14 protein-coding genes are annotated in these 17,639 nt (G+C 73.4%); 3 read left to right on the top strand and 11 right to left on the bottom strand.

Features of this window, described 5'->3' with window-relative positions; genetic code table 11:
• Nucleotides 1–133: 133 nt before the first annotated feature.
• The 9 genes from ABZY33_RS25155 to ABZY33_RS25115 form a co-directional block, all read right to left on the bottom strand.
• The gene (locus ABZY33_RS25155; protein ID WP_356493920.1) at nt 134–1,216 is read right to left on the bottom strand and encodes a S1 family peptidase; all 1,083 of its coding nucleotides are present in this window, start codon (nt 1,214–1,216) and stop codon (nt 134–136) included.
• Nucleotides 1,217–1,602: 386 nt separating this feature from the next.
• The gene (locus tag ABZY33_RS25150) at nt 1,603–2,505 is read right to left on the bottom strand and encodes a S1 family peptidase (protein WP_356493919.1); all 903 of its coding nucleotides are present in this window, start codon (nt 2,503–2,505) and stop codon (nt 1,603–1,605) included.
• Nucleotides 2,506–2,866: 361 nt separating this feature from the next.
• Nucleotides 2,867–4,180 (bottom strand): NtaA/DmoA family FMN-dependent monooxygenase, encoded by a 1,314-nt coding sequence (locus tag ABZY33_RS25145; protein WP_356493918.1) that lies wholly within the window; start codon nt 4,178–4,180, stop codon nt 2,867–2,869.
• The gene (locus tag ABZY33_RS25140; RefSeq protein ID WP_356493917.1) at nt 4,177–5,256 is read right to left on the bottom strand and encodes an LLM class flavin-dependent oxidoreductase; all 1,080 of its coding nucleotides are present in this window, start codon (nt 5,254–5,256) and stop codon (nt 4,177–4,179) included. The genes ABZY33_RS25145 and ABZY33_RS25140 overlap by 4 nt, the downstream gene beginning before the upstream one ends.
• A gap of 41 nt (nt 5,257–5,297) precedes the next feature.
• Nucleotides 5,298–6,263 (bottom strand): ABC transporter substrate-binding protein, encoded by a 966-nt coding sequence (locus ABZY33_RS25135; protein ID WP_356493916.1) that lies wholly within the window; start codon nt 6,261–6,263, stop codon nt 5,298–5,300.
• Between the two features lie 55 nt (nt 6,264–6,318).
• A complete protein-coding gene (locus tag ABZY33_RS25130; protein WP_356493915.1) occupies nt 6,319–7,092 on the bottom strand; it encodes an amino acid ABC transporter ATP-binding protein in 774 nt (257 codons plus the stop codon).
• Nucleotides 7,089–7,985, bottom strand: coding sequence for an amino acid ABC transporter permease (locus tag ABZY33_RS25125; protein WP_356493914.1), 897 nt, complete (start codon nt 7,983–7,985; stop codon nt 7,089–7,091). The genes ABZY33_RS25130 and ABZY33_RS25125 overlap by 4 nt, the downstream gene beginning before the upstream one ends.
• 47 nt (nt 7,986–8,032) lie before the next feature.
• Entirely contained in the window at nt 8,033–9,823 is a 1,791-nt protein-coding gene (locus ABZY33_RS25120) for an FAD/NAD(P)-binding protein (protein WP_356493913.1), read from the bottom strand.
• Complete coding sequence (locus ABZY33_RS25115; RefSeq protein ID WP_356493912.1) at nt 9,820–10,668, bottom strand: amino acid ABC transporter permease; 849 nt, start codon at nt 10,666–10,668, stop codon at nt 9,820–9,822. The genes ABZY33_RS25120 and ABZY33_RS25115 overlap by 4 nt, the downstream gene beginning before the upstream one ends.
• Before the next feature lie 523 nt (nt 10,669–11,191).
• On the opposite strand from ABZY33_RS25115, the gene ABZY33_RS25110 reads away from it, so the two are divergent.
• The gene (locus tag ABZY33_RS25110) at nt 11,192–12,133 is read left to right on the top strand and encodes an ABC transporter substrate-binding protein (protein WP_356493911.1); all 942 of its coding nucleotides are present in this window, start codon (nt 11,192–11,194) and stop codon (nt 12,131–12,133) included.
• Nucleotides 12,134–12,201: 68 nt separating this feature from the next.
• On the opposite strand, the gene ABZY33_RS25105 is transcribed toward ABZY33_RS25110, so the two are convergent.
• A complete protein-coding gene (locus tag ABZY33_RS25105; RefSeq protein ID WP_356493910.1) occupies nt 12,202–13,617 on the bottom strand; it encodes a DUF5685 family protein in 1,416 nt (471 codons plus the stop codon).
• A gap of 343 nt (nt 13,618–13,960) precedes the next feature.
• On the opposite strand from ABZY33_RS25105, the gene ABZY33_RS25100 reads away from it, so the two are divergent.
• Nucleotides 13,961–14,407 (top strand): cell division protein SepF, encoded by a 447-nt coding sequence (locus ABZY33_RS25100; RefSeq protein WP_356493909.1) that lies wholly within the window; start codon nt 13,961–13,963, stop codon nt 14,405–14,407.
• A 140-nt stretch (nt 14,408–14,547) separates the two neighbouring features.
• Here ABZY33_RS25100 and ABZY33_RS25095 read toward each other — a convergent pair whose 3' ends face one another.
• Nucleotides 14,548–16,170: an MFS transporter gene (locus ABZY33_RS25095; protein WP_356493908.1), complete on the bottom strand. Its 1,623-nt coding sequence runs from the start codon at nt 16,168–16,170 to the stop codon at nt 14,548–14,550.
• A gap of 247 nt (nt 16,171–16,417) precedes the next feature.
• On the opposite strand from ABZY33_RS25095, the gene ABZY33_RS25090 reads away from it, so the two are divergent.
• Nucleotides 16,418–17,551 (top strand): hypothetical protein, encoded by a 1,134-nt coding sequence (locus tag ABZY33_RS25090; RefSeq protein ID WP_356493907.1) that lies wholly within the window; start codon nt 16,418–16,420, stop codon nt 17,549–17,551.
• The last annotated feature ends 88 nt before the right edge of the window (nt 17,552–17,639 follow it).

The following is a 17,639-nucleotide window of genomic DNA, read 5'->3' as shown; positions in this document are numbered from 1 at the left end:
GCCGTCTTCCTCGTCCAGGACGGGGTGGCGCCCGCGGCCGACGTCGACCGGATCTTCAAGACCTGTTTCGACCACCGCCGCCACCGTCCTCACGGGGGCGGGGCGCCGGGGTGTCAGCGGCCGGGGCCGGGGCTCAGCCGATCTCGGCACCGAAGGTGGAGAGCGCTTCCGGTACCGGCTGGAAGAACGTCTCGCCGCCCGACGTGCAGTCGCCGCTGCCGCCCGAGGTGAGGCCGAGCGCGGTGTCGCCGGCGAAGAGCGAACCGCCGCTGTCACCGGGTTCGGCGCAGACGTCGGTCTGGATGAGGCCGTTGACGATGTCGCCGTTGCCGTAGTTCACGGTGGCGTCCAGGCCGGTCACCGTGCCGTCGTGGACCTGGGTGGTCGAGCCGGAGCGGGTCACCCGCTGGCCGACGGTGGCGTCGCCCGCCTTGGTGATCTGCTGCGCGGAGCCGTTGTAGAGGTTCACCTCGCTGGGGTGCGGCACGTCCGCGGTGTACTTCACGAGACCGAAGTCGTTGTCCGGGAAGCTGGACTGCTCGTTGGTGCCGATCTCCTGGCCGCTGGAGTCGGACCAGGTCGAGATCGCCTCGGTGCAGTGGCCCGCCGTGATGAAGTACGGCTCGCCGCCCTTGACCACGTTGAAGCCGAGGGAGCAGCGGCCGCCGCCCCCGCTGATGGCGTCGCCGCCGGCGACGAAGGGCTTGAACTCCCCCTTGGTGCGCTGGAGTTCGGCCTTGGCGCCGAGACCGTCGACGACCCGGTTCAGCTTCTTCCAGGCCGCGCCCGTGACCGTGCGGTCGGCGGTGACGACGACCTTGTTGGTGGCGGGGTCGGTGGCCCAGGAGGTGCCGGGAATCGTGGCGTCGCTCTTGAGCGTCGTGCGGGCCCTCTTGAGGGCCGCGAGGGAGTTCTGGACGACTCTGGCCCGCGCGCCGGCCGCCTCGACGGCCTGCGCGGCGTCCTGGTTCAGCACGTTCACGACGAGGTGCCTGGCGCGGGCGTCGTAGTAGCTGCCCGCCGTGTCCGCGCCGAGGTCCTCCGTCAGGGCCGAGGCGAGGTTTCCGGCCTTCGCGACGGAGAGGGTCCGGGGGGCCGGGGCGGGCGTCTCGGTGCTGGCGTTCGCAGTCTGGAAGGTGATGCCCGCGGCGGCCAGGGCGGCGATGCCCGCTCCGGCCACGGCGACACGCCGCTTGGGTATGCGTCGGTGCTTCAAGTCACGTCCTCCTGTGGGGGGTTGGTATCAGGCCCGATGTGGGGGTGGGCCTGATCCGTGAGGCTGACGCGCCCACTATCCCGAGCGTGACGCGGGGCACACAAGGTCGACTTCAGGACGCGCGTACGAGTACGCCGAAGCGCTTCGCGCCCCGTGTCCGCCCCTGCCCTGCGCACGTCGGTCCCCATTGCAAACACTCTGCGCACGGACCGGGCGGCGGAGGGTAAGGCCTACTCCTGTCCTGAAATCGCCGTAGCAGCCTCGCGGAGGCCGGGCCGCGCACGGACCCGCGAGCAGCGGGGAGCCCCCGCCCGGATCGACCGGACGGGGGCTCCCCGCTGCTGACTGCGGTTCAGGAACGTACGTGAGGATTCACGGCCGGTCCGTCAGAAGACGTGCACGCCGTACGCGCTGAGCGCCTCGGTGACCGGCTGGAAGAACGTGGTGCCGCCGGAGGAGCAGTTGCCGCTGCCGCCGGAGGTCAGGCCGTAGGCGGTCGAGCCGCCGTAGAGCGGACCGCCGGAGTCACCGGGCTCGGCGCAGACCGTGGTCTGGATGAGGCCGGAGACGACGTCGCCGCCGCCGTAGTTGACGGTGGCGTTCAGGGCGGTGACCCGGCCGCTGTGGATACCGGTGGTGGAGCCGCGCCGGGTGACCGTGGTGCCCACGGCCGGCGTGGCCGCACTCGTGATGTCCTGGCTGCCGACCGTGCCGGAAGGAGTCACCGAACCGGTGTACCGGATGAGGCCGTAGTCATTGCCCGGGAAGCTGGAGCCCGCGGTGGTGCCCAGGACGGTGGAGTGCCCCGAGTTGGTCCACCAGGTGCCCGCGCCGTCGGTGCAGTGCCCGGCCGTCACGGCGTAGTAGGCACCCGCGCTGTTCTGCACGTTGAAGCCGAGCGAGCAGCGCCAGCCGCTCGCGTAGATGGCGTCGCCGCCGGAGATCAGCTTGCGGAAGGTGCCGGCCGTACGCTTGATCTTCAGCGCTCCCGCGGTGGCCCCGGCCTCCTCCTTGATCTTGGCGATCTCGGCCTGCGAGACCGTGGAGTCCACGGTCACGACGACCTGCTTGGTCTTGGCGTCGACGGCCCACGCCGTACCCGCGATGTCGGCGCCGCGCACCGCGTCGCCGGCCCGGGTGAGTGCGGCGGCACTGAACGTCTGGGGAGCGTCGGCGGCTTGGGCCGAGGGTGCGGCGAAAGCGGCCGCGGCGAGGAAGCCGGTACCCGCGGCGATCAGCCGGGTCCGTCTTGCTGTGCCACTGCGAGGGGTGGTGCGCTTGATCCTCACTGCTCGTTCCTCCCGAGGGGAAGTCGGGGGCCCGCGTGGGGTCGGGGCCCGTGAGGCGCAGCCAGGGGGCGGGTGCCCGGATTCCGAACACGCCGTGCTCCTGACAAGCGCTGTCCGGAGTATTCGGTGCGGCAACTGCTCGGCACAAGGGCGCCTTTCAGACTTCCGCCCCCGCTCCGCTTCCACACCGGCGCACCCCGGCGGCTCCGCCCGTACCGCGGATACGCCGCCGGGGTCCGGCTCCTCCGTCGGACGGACCTGGCACTTGTCAGGTTCCGTTCAGGTTCCGGTCGGCCTCCGCCGCCCAAGCGTCGGCCTCCCCGCCGGGATGGCCGGAAGTCGGCGCTCCGAGTGGCGTCGCTCACACCGGGGCCCGCTCCGGGCGCGGTCGCGGCGTGCGCAGCCCGAGGTGCGAGCGGAGCGTGGTGCCCTCGTACGCCGTGCGGTAGACGCCTCGTTCCTGGAGCAGCGGGACGACCCGGTCGACGAACGCGTCCAGTCCGCCGGGCGTCTGCTGGGGGACGAGGACGAACCCGTCGGCCGCGCCGCCCTGCACGAGCGCGTCGAGTTCGGCGGCGACCGCGTCGGGTGTCCCGACGAACGACCGGCGGCTGCTCGCCTCGACGACGGTCTGGCGGATGGAGAGCCCCTTGGCCTCGGAAAGGGCGCGCCACCGCGCGGCGAGGGCGAGCACGTCACCGCGGTGGGTACACCTCGCGGAGCGACCGGAGCCGGCCACCGGGTCGATGCCGGGCAGCGGGCCGTCCGGGTCGTAGGCGGACAGGTCGGTGCCCCGGACCTGCTCAAGCGCGAGCAGGGCGTCCTGCGGGGAGAGCTGCCGGCGCCGGATCTCGGCCGCCTTCTCCTGCGCCTCGGCGGCGGTGTCCCCGAGCACGACCGTCACGCCCGGCATGATCTTGAGGTCGTCGGCCGTGCGCCCGTACGCGGCGAGCCGCGCCTTCACGTCGGCGGAGAAGATCCGCCCCGCCTCCAGGGTGCCGTGCCGGGTGAGGACGACGTCGGCGGCGCACGCGGCGAACTCCCGGTCCTCGTCGGAGTCGCCCGCCTGGATGACGACGGGGTGGCCCTGCGGCGGGCGCGGCAGGGTGAACCGTCCGGCGACGGTGAAGTGCCGCCCCGCGTGCCGGACCGGGCGCTCGGTGCCCGCGTCCCACAACTCCCGTGCCACCGAGACGAATTCGGCGGCCCGGGTGGAGCGGTCCGCGCGGTCGAGGTAGCCGCCGCGGCGGAAGTTCTCGCCGGTGAAGGCGTCGGAGGAGGTCACCACGTTCCAGGCGGCGCGGCCCTCGCTGAGGTGGTCGAGGGAGGCGAGGCGGCGGGCGGTCTCGTACGGTTCGTTGACGGTGGTGTCGACGGTGGCGGCGAGGCCCAGCCGGTCGGTGACGGCGGCGAGCGCGTCCAGGACGGTGAGGGACTCGGGCCGGCCGGCCACGTCCAAGTCATGGATGCGCCCCTGGTGTTCGCGCGGCCGCGGCCCCTCCGCGAGGAAGAAGAAGTCGAACAGGCCGCGTTCGGCGGTGCGGGCGAGGTGCTCGAAGGAGGCGAAGTCGATCTGGGACCCCGGCCGGGGGCCGGCCCAGGCCGTCGTGCTGTCGACGCCGGGGAAGTGCGCGGCGAGGTGGACGGGCCGGCGCCCGCGGTGTGCCGCGGTCATGACGGGTCCCCCGCGAGCGCCGCGAACCGGTTGGCGGGCCGGGCGAGCCCCAGGTGTTCCCGGAGCGTGCTGCCCGGGTAGAACGTGCGGAACAGGGCGCGGTGCTGGAGCAGCGGCACGGTCGCGTTGACGAGGCGTTCCAGGTCCCGGCGTGGATCGAGCGGTGTCAGGTGGAAGCCGTCGGCGGCGCCCGCGCGGTGCCACTCGGTGATGATCTCGGCGAGGCCGACGGGCCCGCCCCGGTACAGCGGGCCGTCCTGCGTGGGCAGCGGGCCGCCGCCGTGGCCGGGCCGCGCGGCGCACTCGCCGCCGCCCAGGTCGATCCGCAGCGCGGCGAGCACGCGCAGGGCGTCGGGATCCCGTCCGTGCTCGGCGGCGCGGCGGCGCAACCCGTCGCGCGTCGCGGCGAGCCGGGCGGGATCGGGGCCGGCGACGAGGGCCACGTCGGCGTGCCGGGCGGCGGCCTCGTAGGCGTACGGCCGGGTGGCGTCGATGACGACGACGGGGTGGCCCTGCGGCGGGCGCGGCACGGTGGACGGGCCGCGCACGGCGAACGTCCGCCCCTCGAAGTCGACGTGGTGCAGCTTGGCGCGGTCGACGGACCGGCCGGTGGCGGCGGACCTGATCGCGGCGTCGTCCTCCCAGCTGTCCCAGAGCCTGCGCGCCACGTCGACGACCTCACCGGCCTCGTGCCACAGGTCGGCGAGGGCGGCGGCGTCCCGGCGCCCGAAGAGACGGGCCTCGTCGTCGCCGGCGGAGACGTCGGCCCGCCAGCCGGCCCGGCCGCGGCTCACCCAGTCGAGCGTGGCGACGGCGGCCTGTACGCGGAAGGGCTCGGTGTGGGTGGTGGTGAGGGTCGGCACGAGCCCGACGCGGGAGGTGCGCGGGGCGAGCCGGGCGAGGACGGCGAGGCTCTCCGGGCCCGCGGCGGCGAAGGCGTCGTGGAGCGTGACGAAGTCCAGGGCCCCGTGCTCGGCGAGCCGGGCGAGCTGGAGGTAGGACCCGGCGTCATAGGCGCCGGGCAGGTCGACGGCCGCGGCGAGGTGGAGCATGCCTCGGCCCGGTTGGCTGGTCATGGCGGGTGAACCTTTCGGCGCGCGGGGGCGGGGTGCGGGGGCTACGGCTTCGGCAGGCCCGCGGGGTTGATCTCGGACTTCCGCACGGCCTCGCTCGACAGGCCCCAGCGCTTCAGCACCCGCCCGTAGGAGCCGTCCGCGATGACGTGGTCCAGCGCGGCCGCGTAGGCGTCGACGAGCCCGCTGCCCTTCTTCGTGGTGGCGGCGATCTTGCCCTGGACGAGGCTGCCGCCGCCCGAGAGGGTCCCGATGATCCGCGACTGCCCGGCGGACGCCACGTGGTAGGCGGCGGAGGGGTTCGGGCCCAGGTAGGCGTCGATGCGGCCGGACTGGAGGGCGAGGTAGTAGTCCGTGTCCTTCTGGAAGTACTTGATGGTGACGGGCGCGCGGCCCGCCTTCTCGTTCTGCTTGCTCCAGTCGACGAGGATCTTCTCCTGGTTGGTGCCGGAGGAGACCGCGATCGTCCTGCCCGCGACATCGGCGGGCTCCTCGACCCGCCACGTCGTGCCCTTCTTCGCCTCGAAGGCGAGGTTGTCGAGGCGGTAGGTCGCGAAGTCGTACTTCTCCTTGCGCTCCTCCGTCACCGTCACGTTCGAGAAGACCGCGTCGAACTTCCCACTGTCGAGCCCGACGAAGAGGTTCTCCCAACTCACCTGTTCCTGCCGCGGCTTGAGACCCAGCGTGTCGGCGACGAGGGTGGCGATGTCGAGTTCGGAGCCGATCCTGGTCCGGTCGTCGGTGGCGAAGAAGCCGAGCGGCGGCGAGGCGTCGGCGCTGCCGCCGAGCCGCAGGGTGCCGCGTTCGCGGACCGCCTTCGGCACCAGGGCCGCGATCTTCGCCACCTTCTTGCCGCGGATGCGGTGCTGGTCGGGGCCGATGTTGATGCCGCCGACCTTCTTCGTGCCGGCGCCGGTGTCGGCGGCGTCGCTGTCACCTCCGCAGGCGGCGAGCAGCGGAGCGGCGGCGAGCGCGGCGAGGGAGGCGGCGAGGGTGCGACGGGACAGCATGGAGGTTCTCCTCGGGGAAGGGGGCATGCGGGGACGGTTGTTCAGGGGGCGGGTCTCAGAGGACCTTCGACAGGAACGCCTTGGTGCGCTCCTCGCGCGGCGCGTCCAGTACGTCGCCGGGGGCGCCCCGCTCGACGATGCGGCCCTCGTCCATGAAGACGACGGTGTCGGCGACCTCGCGCGCGAAGCCGATCTCGTGCGTGACGACGATCATCGTGGTGCCCTGGCCGGCCAGGTCCTTGATGACGTCGAGGACCTCACCGACCAGTTCCGGGTCGAGCGCGGAGGTCGGCTCGTCGAAGAGGAGCAGCTTCGGCTCCAGGGCGAGGGCGCGGGCGATGGCGACGCGCTGCTGCTGGCCGCCGGAGAGCCGACGGGGGTAGGCGTCGGCCTTGTCGGCGAGCCCGACCCGCGCCAGGAGCCGGCGGCCGCTCTCGGCCGCCTCGGCGCGGGGGCGGCGCAGCGCGGCGACGGGCGCCTCGATGACGTTCTCCAGGACCGTCAGGTGCGGGAAGAGGTTGAAGTTCTGGAAGACGAAGCCGATGTGGGTGCGCTGCTTGAGGACCTCGCGTTCGCGCAGCTCGTACAGCTTGTCGCCGGAGCGGCGGTAGCCGACGAGGGCGCCGTCGACGCTGATCCAGCCGCTGTCGACCTTCTCCAGGTGGTTGATGGTGCGCAGCAGCGTCGACTTGCCGGAGCCGGAGGGGCCGAGGACGACGGTGACCTCGCCGGCCCGCACCTCCAGGTCGATGCCGCGCAGCACCTGAAGCGCGCCGAAGCTCTTGTGGACGGCCCTGATGTCGACCATGGCGGGGGCGGGGGCGCTCATCGGGTGGTGCCTTTCGCGAAGTGGCGCTCCACGTAGTACTGGAGTACGGAGAGCGCGCTGGTCAGCAGGACGTACCAGGCGGTGGCGACCATGAGGAGGGGCACCACGCGGCCGTTGCGGCCGTAGATGACCTGCACCTGGTAGAAGAGTTCGCCGATCGCCATCACGGAGACGATCGAGGTTCCTTTGAAGAGGGAGATGACCTCGTTGGCGGCGTTGGGCAGGATCGAGCGCATCGCCTGCGGCAGCACGATCCGGCGGATCTGCCGCAGCCGCGGGATGCCGAGCGCCGCCGCGGCCTCCAGCTGGCCGCTCTCGACGGCGAGTACGCCGCCGCGCACGATCTCCGCGGCGTACGCGGCCTGGTGCAGGGCGAGCCCGAGGACGGCGGCGCTCATCGCGCCGACCAGCCGCATGGTGTCGAAGGAGAGGAACCCGGGCCCGAAGGGGATGCCGAACCGCAGCTCCTTGTAGAGGTAGGCCAGGTTGAACCAGAACAGCAGCTGCACGATGAGCGGGATCGAGCGGAACGCCCAGATGTAGCCGAACGCCACCGTCTTCAGGAACCGGCTGCGTGACAGCCGCATGAAGGCGAGCACGATGCCGAGGGCGAAGCCGAGCACCGTGCCGTAGAAGGTGAGCTGGAGGGTGGTCCAGACCGCCTTGAGGACGACCTCCGCGGTGAAGAACTCCGCGAACACCGCCCACTCCCAGCCCGCGTTGGTGACGAGCCCGTGGACGAACTGGGCGAGCAGCACGGCGGTCACGGCGACGGCCGCCCAGCGCCACGGGTGGCGGACGGGGACGACCTTCAGCCGCGCGTGGTCCGTCTCGGGCCCGGCGGTGGCGGCTCTGTCGCTCTTCTCCAGGGGTGGGTCACTGGTCAGGGGCATGGGGTACCTCACGAGGTCGGGACGGGCGAAGGGGTGCGCGGGCGCCGTCAGGCGGCGGTGGCGCTACAGGAGAGGTCGCGCAGGAACGCGAGGACCGCGCGCGCGGTGGCGTCGTTCTGCCGGAACGCCGGGCTGTTCGTCCGGGGCCGGGTGAAGGCTCCGGCGCCGCGCGCGTTCGTCTGCGGGCCGAGCGCGAAGCGGCGCGGGTGGGCGCTGCCGTCGCGGTACAGGACGCGGCCGTCGGCCGGGTCGACGGCGAGCAGCCCGGCGGGGGTCGACGCGGCCCCCTCCTCGTACAGCTCGCGCAGCAGCCGGTCGCGGGTGCGGGCGAGGGTGGGGTGCGGCAGCCGGGCCTCGACGAGGGCGCGGGCCTGCACCACGTGGCCGGGCACGGTGGCGCCGGTGGCGCGGAAGACGCCGTCCTCGGCGGTGACCCGCATGCCGGCGCCGAGAAACCGCACGACACCGGCGCGGGAGAGCGCGAGCAGTTGGCGCACCCGCGGTCCGGGCGGCCCGGAGGCCAGGAAGCTGAAGAAGCCGTGCCACCAGGTGCCGATGTCGCCGAGCCGCACGAGCTGCCCGTACACGGAGAGCAGGCCGAGGAAGACGGCCAGGTCGGGGCTGTGCGCCGGGTCGTGGCGGCGGTCGAACCCCGCGGTGATACGGCCGCGCAGCCCTTCCTGGAACTCCTCGTACGAGGCGTACCGGACGCCGTCGAGGGGGTGGTCGAGGGCGGCGAGGTCGAGCCGGTCGGCGGGATCGGGCACCGCGGACGCGACGAGGGCCCGCAGCTCGGCGCCGAGCGGGGTGGCGGCGGCGTACTTCTCCTCGAAGTCGGTCCAGGCCATGGTGGTGCGCTCGGGGTGCGCGGTGAACAGGCGGTGGTAGTGGGCGTACCCGAGTTCCTTGTCGACGAGCGGCCAGACGTCGGCCTCAAAGGTGAATCCGCCTTCTCTGGAGAGGAGTTCGTCGATCTGGGCGGGTCCGAGGAAGCGCGGCAGCGGTGGCCGCTCCCCCGCCGCCGCGTCCCAGTCGTAGCCGATCTTCGCGTGGTAGGGCACGCCGCGCCGCGATCCGACGTGCAGCACGGGCTCGCGGCCGGAGGGGAGGTAGCGGTCCCCCTCGTAGCGGCCGCCGCGCCCTTCGGTGAGCAGCACCATCAGGTCGACGAAGGCGAGGCCGAAGCCGCGGACGAGGACGTCCTGCCCGGGCGCGAGCGCGCTCAGGTCGGAGTCGGCGGTGAAGTCGGGCGGCAGGTGGACCAGGCCGTGCCGCTCGGCGTACGCGCTCAACCGGCGCTGCTCGTCGTCGGGTTCGGCGTCGAGATGGCCCTGGGTGAGGACGACGGCGTCGGCGAGCAGCGGCCGCGGGCGGTCCTCCAGCCAGACCTGCTGGCGTCCGTGGCGCGGTCCGCCGACGCGCAGGGCGCGGGTGGCGTGGTGGTGGACGGTGACGCCGTCGGGCAGTTCGGCGACGGCCCGCTCGAACACCCAGCGCAGGTAGCCGCCCTGGCTGCGCCGGTCGGCGAAGACGCGTCCGTCGATCCCGGCCCATTCGTGCAGGGCGGGCCCGGGCCGCACCGGCCCGTCGATCCGCACGGTGTCGTCGGTGAACATGGTGACGTCCTGGGCCTGCGAGTTCATCCACAGCAGCGGTGACTGCTCGCGCCGCCAGATGCGTCCGCCGCCCGGCGGGTAGGGGTCGACGAGGTGCACGTCGAGCGCCAACCCGCCCGCTGTCTCCCGCGCGTTGACCGCGAGGCGTTCGAGGACGCCGGTCCCCCGCGGCCCCGCGCCCACGATCACCAGGGACCGCCGGCCCGGCCCGGCCGCGCTCATCGCACGGTCCCGCGGGCGTAGTGCCGCTCGATGGCGTACTGGCCGGCGCCGAGCAGCGAGGTGACCACGATGTACCAGAGGGTGGCGACGAGCAGCAGCGGGATGACCTGGTACGTGCGGTGGTAGACGAGCTGCACCGAGTACAGCAGGTCCTGGACGGCGATGACGCTGACGATGGAGGTGCCCTTGAGGGTGCCGATCAGCATGTTCCCGGCCGGCGGCACGATGGAGCGCATGGCCTGCGGGAGCACGATGCGCCGCCACCGCCGCCACCGGCCGAGCCCGAGCGCCTGGGCGGCCTCGATCTGCCCGCGCTCGACGGAGAGGATGCCGCCGCGCACGACCTCGGCGGCGTACGCGGCCTCGTGCAGGGTCAGCCCGATGAGGGCGACGGTGACGGGCCCGAACAGATCGACCGTCCGCACCCCGAGGATCTTCGGGTACAGGGCGCCGATGTTGAACCAGAACAGCAGCTGCACCAGGACGGGCATCGACCGGAACAGCCAGACGTACCCCCAACTCACCGCGCGCAGCACGGGGTTGGCGGAGAGCCGCAGGACGGCGAGGAGCGTGCCGAAGGCGAAGCCGAGCGCCATGACGAGCGCGGTCAGCCAGAGCGTGAGCCCGAGTCCGCGCAGGACCGCGGCCGTGGTGAAGTACTCCCCGACGACGCCCCATTGGAAGGCGTCGTTGCGCACGACCGAGGTGAGCGCGAGGGCGAGCAGGGCGAGGACGACGGTGGCGGCGGCCCACTGGCCGGCCCGGCGCCGCGGGACGACGCGCGGCACGGCGGCCGGGTCCGGCGGCGCCGAGGGCGGGATTTCGGTGAGGGTCTGTGCGGACATGAGAAGGCTCCGTGGGGCTGGACATCCAGCACGGTCCTTGCCTTCACACCTGCGGGGTCGCACGCCGGGTGATGCGCGTACGGAACGCGGCACCGGAGCCCCTCAGCAGCGGTACCGCACCCGAGAGTACGGGGCGGATCGCCTGCGCTGTCAAGGGTGTCCAGACTGTGAGCCGTACGTCTCAGGTGAGTTGACGCCCAAACGGATGCCTGTTCCACTTGTGCGCATGCATCCACAGCAGTGGCTGGTCACGCGCTCCCACATCGACTTCGGTCGCGTGTGGTCCGCGTCCTGTTGATGCCCTTCTGACGCCTTCTGCGCGCGTCGCTCTCTCTTCTCCTCCCGGTGCCTCAGCGCACCCCCGCGTCGCTTCCACTCCCACCTCTTCGCGACCGCTCTTTCACGCGTCCCGGTACGCGCCGCCGCGCCGATCCGCCCGCGCCTGCACCCTGCCGCACCCTCCCCTCGTCCCGCCCCGCTCCACCCCGCGCGCCAGCCACCTCGAAGGGCAGTACCTCATCCCATGCGCACCGCTTCCCTGATCTCGGCGTTCGCGTTGATCACCGGCGCCGCACTCGGCCTGACCGCCTGCGGCGCCGGGGACGGCGCCGCAGGCACGGCGCCCGCCGCGGCCGGGCACGCCCGGATCCCCACGACAGACGTGGTCTCCGCCGTCACGAAGGACCCCGCGGCGGCGAAGCTGCTGCCCGCGGACGTCCGCCGCGACGGCAGCCTCACCCTCGCCGTGAGCGTCGGCGGCTCTCCGCCCAACGCGGCATACCTGCCCGACGGGAAGACGGTCGTCGGCCAGGACATCGACTTCGCCGAGGCCGTCGGCAAGGTGCTCGGACTCCGCCTCCACCAGCAGGTCGCGGGGTTCGAGGCCATCCTGCCCGCCCTGGACAGCGGCAAGTACGACCTCGGCACGGGCAACTTCGGCGTCACGGACGAGCGCCGCCGGACCATCGACTTCGTCACCTACATCAATGACGGCCAGGGCTTCGCCGTCCGCGAGGACAGCACTCTGAAGAAGGTCACCGACCTCACCCGGCTCTGCGGCCTGAACGTGGCGACGGGCGCGGGCACGACCTTCGAGGCCACCCTGGAGAAGAGCAAGGGGAGGTGCGCGAAGGCGGGCAGGAAGGCTTACGCCGTCCAGACGTACGCCGAGTCGAGCGCCGTCTGGTCCTCGCTCCAGCAGGGCCGCTCGGACGTGGTGATGAGCACGATCAACGGGCTGCGGTACGCGGTGACCCAGCAGCGGGGCCTGAAGTTCCTGAACGAGTTCCACCGGCTCGACGTCGGCTTCGCCTTCAAGAAGGGAACGCCGCTGGCGCCCGCGTTCCAGGCCGCGGTGAACAAGCTGATCGCCGACGGCACGTACGGAAAGATCCTCAAGAAGTGGGGCACGACGGCGTCGGCGATCACCACGTCCCGCGTCTCCCCACCGGAGATCAAGGACTGAGGCCGAGCGGCGCCCCGGCAGGGGCGCGGGGACCCGCCCGACCGGCCACGGCGCACGCGCCCTCCGCCTCAGAGCCCGCAGTCACAGCAGGAGCAGCACTCACAGCACTCGCACGCCTCACAGCAGGAGCAGTCGCAGTCGCCACAGCTGCTGCACAGCCCTTCCCGCCTCTGCCGGGACCAGGGCCCCTCGAACTCGTCCGCGCAGCACACCTTGCAGGTGCAGCAGAGACCGACCGCGACGGCGCACCCGGCGAGCAGCCCGCGCTTGCCGGGCTTGGGCGGCTGGAAGGACGGGCCGCCCCCGAACCCGCCGCCGCCGGACCCGCCCGGCCCGCCGGGTCCACCGCCGTAGGGGTTGTTCGAGGTGTACGCCCCCGGCCCGGCGGGCTCGTACGGACTGCCGGGCGCGCCGGTCGGCACCCAGCCCGCGGGCGGGCCGCCCTGCTGGGGCGTGGAGGCGGCAGCGGCGTGGGCGGCATGCCCGGCCGCGCCCGCGTTCCCGCGGTCGCCCCCGCCCTGCGGGGTGGACGCGGCGGCCGAGTGCGCCGCGCGGCCGGCGCCGCCCGCGCTCCTCGGCCCCGGCACGGCCCCCGCGGCCCCGGCCACCGCGTGCCCGGCCGCGCACCCCTGGGTCCCGAACGCCCGGTCCACCGACCGCGCCAGTTCGTGCGCGAGCAGCAGATGCGCCAGCTTCCCGTCCACGAAGGCGGTCTCGCGCAGCGCGAGCCGGACACCGCGTACGGCGTCGTCGGCGAGCCGCCGCGCCTCGGCGAGGGAGGTCCCGGTGGCGGTCAGCGGGTTCCAGGCCCCGGCGGCGGCATCGGCGGACCGGTCCTCGACGGCGTCCAGGAGGTGGGCGAGCCGTCCGAACAGCCGGCCCGCCTCGGCGAGCGGCCCGGCGTTGTCCGGCCGCCCCGCGAGCCGGGCGGTGTACGCGAACGCCGCGGCGGTCGCGGCCTCGGTCGGCTCGGTCACGGTCAGCACGCAGGTGCCGGGGCCGGCCTGCGCCTCGATCCCGGCCTGCCGTTCGACGGCGTCGACGAGCACGGCGGTGTCGAACCCGACCCCGGCCGCGCTCCGGGCCCCGGCCCGGCCCCAGCGGGCCGCGACCTTCCGGGCGGCGGCGGCCACCGGCCGGCGGGCGAACAGGCCGTCCCGGTCCTCGACGTGGTCGCGCACCTTCGCCGAGGCGAGGACCAGCGAGACGGCGGCGGCCAGCCGCGCGCCCTCGCCCCGCGCGACCGACGCGGTCCGCATCCCGCGCAGCGGGCAGGGTCCCGCCTGCCGGCGGCTGTCCGCGGGCCGCTCGGACTGAGCCTCCGTCAGGACCGAGACGAGCAGGCCGTCGTAGTTGGTGACGACCCGGGCGAACTGCCCTTGATCGCTGCGCAGGGCCAGACAGAGCCCGCACAGATGGGCCGTCCACTGGGCCTTCAGGCCCGCACCGAGCCGATGGCTGCAGGGCCGGACGATTCCGAACAAGGCGACTCCCCCGTACGCCGGATGACGGCCCGTCATCAAGCCGACACGCTGTGTCGGACCGCACGGACCGGGACGGTCGCATCGTACCGAGCGCCCGAACGGCCCCTTCGTTCACCCGTACGCCCCTCGCCTCACCCAAATGCCGCGAACAATCATATTTCACTCACTGTCAGCAGCCTTTACCCGCATGACCCTTGGGAACACCGGGACAACACCGTGTTGACTGTGCACCAGTCCCGTCACGAAAACCCCGCGCGGCGACTATCCACTTGGCGCCGTATCCGCATCATGGACGACGATAGGGATACAGAACGCAGAGGAACCGGTGTGAGAGGAGGCGTCCATGGGATCGGTGCGCAAGGCGAGTGCCTGGCTTGGCCTCGTCGACGACAACGATGACGAGCGTTACTACGACGACGATTACGACGAGGGCCCCGAGCCCGCTGCGAGCGCGGCCGCCTGGGTGACGGACCCGCGCGTGAAGGTCGCCGCCGAGGAGGCCGAGGAGGAGGGCCGTCGCATCGGCACCGTGACGCCGGACAGCTTCCGGGACGCGCGGCGGATCGGCGAGATGTTCCGGGACGGGGTCCCGGTCATCATGAACCTGACGGCGATGGAGCCCTCCGACGCCAAGCGCGTCGTCGACTTCGCGGCGGGCCTCATCTTCGGCCTGCGCGGATCGATCGACCGGGTCGCCACCCGGGTCTTCCTGCTGACCCCCGCCGACACGCAGATCGTCTCGGGCCGCGAGGCCCGGACCCACCCGGACGGCTTCTTCAACCAGAGCTGAGGCGCTCCGCTCGGGACGGGACCCCGGGTGGACCGCCGGACCCGCGCTGCCCGCACCCTGAGGCGCCGAGCTTCGGGCGGGCGGGTGGGCGATGCCGCACGGCCGCAGGCCGGGCGCGCCCCCCACCGGCGCTCAGCCGCTCAGCCCACGGATGACGACTCGGCCCGGGACGAACCCCGAGCCTCCCGCACCTGCGCGTCGCCCGCCGCGGGCGCCTCGCACTCCATCCGCCGCGGCAGCCGCAGCGCGGCCACCGCGCCGAGGAACAGCAGCACGGCACTGACGACCAGGGTCACGTGCAGCCCGTGCACGAACGCCGCCCGCGCGGCATCCCGCAGCGCCGCCCCCGCACCGCCCCCGAGCCGCGCCGCGACCTGGTACGCCTCCCCCAGCGAGTGTCCGGCCGCCCCGCTGGCCGCGGCGGGGACGCCGGTGACGTGGGTGAGCCCGGGCGCATAGGCCGCGTTCATCACCGAACCGAGCAGCGCGATGCCCATGCCCGCGCCGAGCTGGTACGACGTCTCCCCGATCGCGGCCGCGCCGCCCGCGTCGTCGGCCGGGGCCTCGGTGAGCATCGACTCGTAGGCCCCGAACAGCGTGGACTGGAAGCCGAAGCCGAGCAGGACGAACCCGGTGCCGAGCAGCCACGGCCGGTCGTGCTCACCCATCAGGCAGAGCAGCAGCACGGCGCAGGCGGTGAGCGTGAAGCCGCACGCGACCATGGCGCGCGGCCCGATCCGGCGCAGCGTCGCGGAGCCGATGACCCCCGCGATCATCGCCGCGAAGGTCAGCGGCAGCATCCGCAGACCGGTCTCCAGCGGGCTCATCCCCAGCACCAGCTGGAGGTACTGCACAGCGATCAGTTCGAGTCCGACCAGCGCCAGCATGGCGATGACTATGCAGCCCACCGAGGTGGAGAACGCGGCGCGGGAGAAGAGGCGCATGTCGATCAGCGGATGCGCGCGGCGGCGCTGTCTGCGCACGAAGAGCACGAGCAGCGCGAGCCCCGCGAGGAACGGCAGCACGGCGGCGGCGTCGAGCGGATCGCGCCCGATGCCCAGCTCCTTGATGCCGTAGACGACACCGAGGACGCCGAGCGCGGCGAGCAGCGCGCCGAACAGGTCCCAGGGACCGTCCGCGCGCCCCTTGGACTCGGGTACGAGGATCCGGCAGAGCGGCAGCATGACCGCCATCAGCGGGATGTTGATGAGGAAGACGGAGCCCCACCAGAAGTGCTCGACGAGGAAACCGCCGAGGACGGGCCCGGTGGCGGCGCCGACCGCGGCGACCGCGGTCCACACGCCGATGGCGACCGCCCGCTCGCGCCGGTCGGGGAAGACGTCCCGCAGGATCGACAGGGTCGCGGGCATGATCATCGCGCCGCCGATGCCGAGCAGGGCGCGGGCCAGGATCAGCACCTGCGCGGAGTCGGCGAGCACGGCGAGCGCGGAGGCCGCGCCGAACAGGGCGTACCCCAGCAGCAGGATGCGTCTGCGGCCGACGCGGTCGCCGAGGGTGCCGAAGAGAATCAGCAGCGAGGCGCAGATCAGCGGATAGGCGTCGCCGATCCAGAGCAGTTCGACGGAGGTGGGCCGCAGGTCTTCGGTGACCGAGGGCAGGGCGACGTAGAGGATCGTCGAGTCGAGGGCGACCAGCAGCAGGCTGGTGCAGAGCACCACCAGGACGACCCAGCGGTTGGTGCGGGCCCGGACGGTTGCCACCCGCCGGCGCAGGCGTCCGGTGGCCGTGCTCGTCCCGGACATGTGCGTACCTCCCAATGGTCCTCGCGTCCGGCGGATCCGAGGGCTGGGGATGCCCGCGGTCTTCGGCCCGGGAGGAGCGGCCTCCCGGCCCCGCTGCGGAAGGCGAGTGAGCCGTCAGCGTACGCGAGTTCATGCTTCGGACACGTGGCGGACCTCTCACGATCCGCCCGGACCCGTGTGGTGTGCGCCACTCGTGCGGCGGGGGCGGCGCACCGCGGTCGCCGGGCCGGCGTCGATAATCGGGGCCGTGAACGACGAAGATCCGCATCGAGGGCCCACCCCGCGCCGGGCCCTGCCCGCGCTGCTCGGCTACGCGGGGGTGCGCGCCGTCGGCCTGCTCGCGCTCGCCGTCTGGAGCGCGGCGGCGGGCAAGAGCCCGCACACGCTGCTGAGCGCGCGCTGGGACTCCCTCTGGTACACGCGGGTCGCCGGGCAGGGGTACGGCTGGTCGGTGACGCTGCCGGACGGCAGCGTCCACTCGAACCTCGCGTTCTTCCCGCTGCTGCCCTGGCTGGAGCGGGCCGGGGCGGCGCTGACCCCGCTCTCCTACGCCGACGCGGGCCTGGTGGTGAGCGGGCTCGCCTCGCTCGCGGCGGCCTGGGGCGTCTTCGCCGTCGGTGACCAGGTGGGCGGGGGCCGGACCGGCGTCTGCCTGGCCGTCCTGTGGGGGGCGCTGCCCGTCGGGATCGTGGCGTCGATGGCGTACAGCGAGGCCCTCTTCACCGCGCTGGCGGCCTGGGGGCTCTGGGCGGTGCTGCGGCGGCACTGGGTGAGCGCGGGGCTGCTGGCCGCGCTCGCCGGGCTGACCCGGCCGGTCGGCGCGGCCGTGGTGGCGGCGGTCTGGGTGGCGGCCGCGCTGTGGATCGCGCGCGAGCGCCGGGCCCCGTGGCGGCTGGTGCTCGGCGTGCTGCTGGCGCCGGCGGGCGCGGCGGCGTACGTGCTCTGGGTCGGCCACCGCACCGGCGGCGGCCTCTTCGGCTATCTCGACGTACAGGGGCAGTGGGGCAACGGTTTCGACGGGGGCGCCGCCTTCGCCCGGTTCGTCGGCGAGCGGTTCACGTCGCCGCTGGGCGCGCTGGCGGGGACGGGCCTGATCCTCGGGGTGGCGCTGGTGATCTGGCTCTACGTGACCGAGGTGCGGCGGCGCCGGCCGGTGCCGCTGCTGGTCTACACCGGGATCGTCGTCGCGCTTGCCCTGTGTGCTTCGGGGTACTTCGGATCGAAACCGCGGCTGCTGCTGCCCGCGTTCCCGCTGCTGCTCCCGGTCGCGGTGGCGCTCGCCCGGTGGCGTACCAGCAGGTCGGCGTGGCTGCTCGGCGGTCTGGCACTGGTCTCGGCGGTCTACGGGGCGTTCTGGCTGAACGGTTCCGGCCCCCCGTGACCGGCGCCGACCGGTCCTGATCGGCCGGCGCGGGCCCGATGACCGGACGGAGAATTCCGTGCCAGCACGCGGTGAACGCATTTATAAG

The organism is Streptomyces sp. NPDC006552 (assembly GCF_040611655.1).
In the GTDB taxonomy this organism is placed as follows: Bacteria; Actinomycetota; Actinomycetes; order Streptomycetales; family Streptomycetaceae; genus Streptomyces.
Note: the sequence above shows the minus strand (reverse complement) of the source record. Positions and strands in the feature narration are given on the sequence as shown.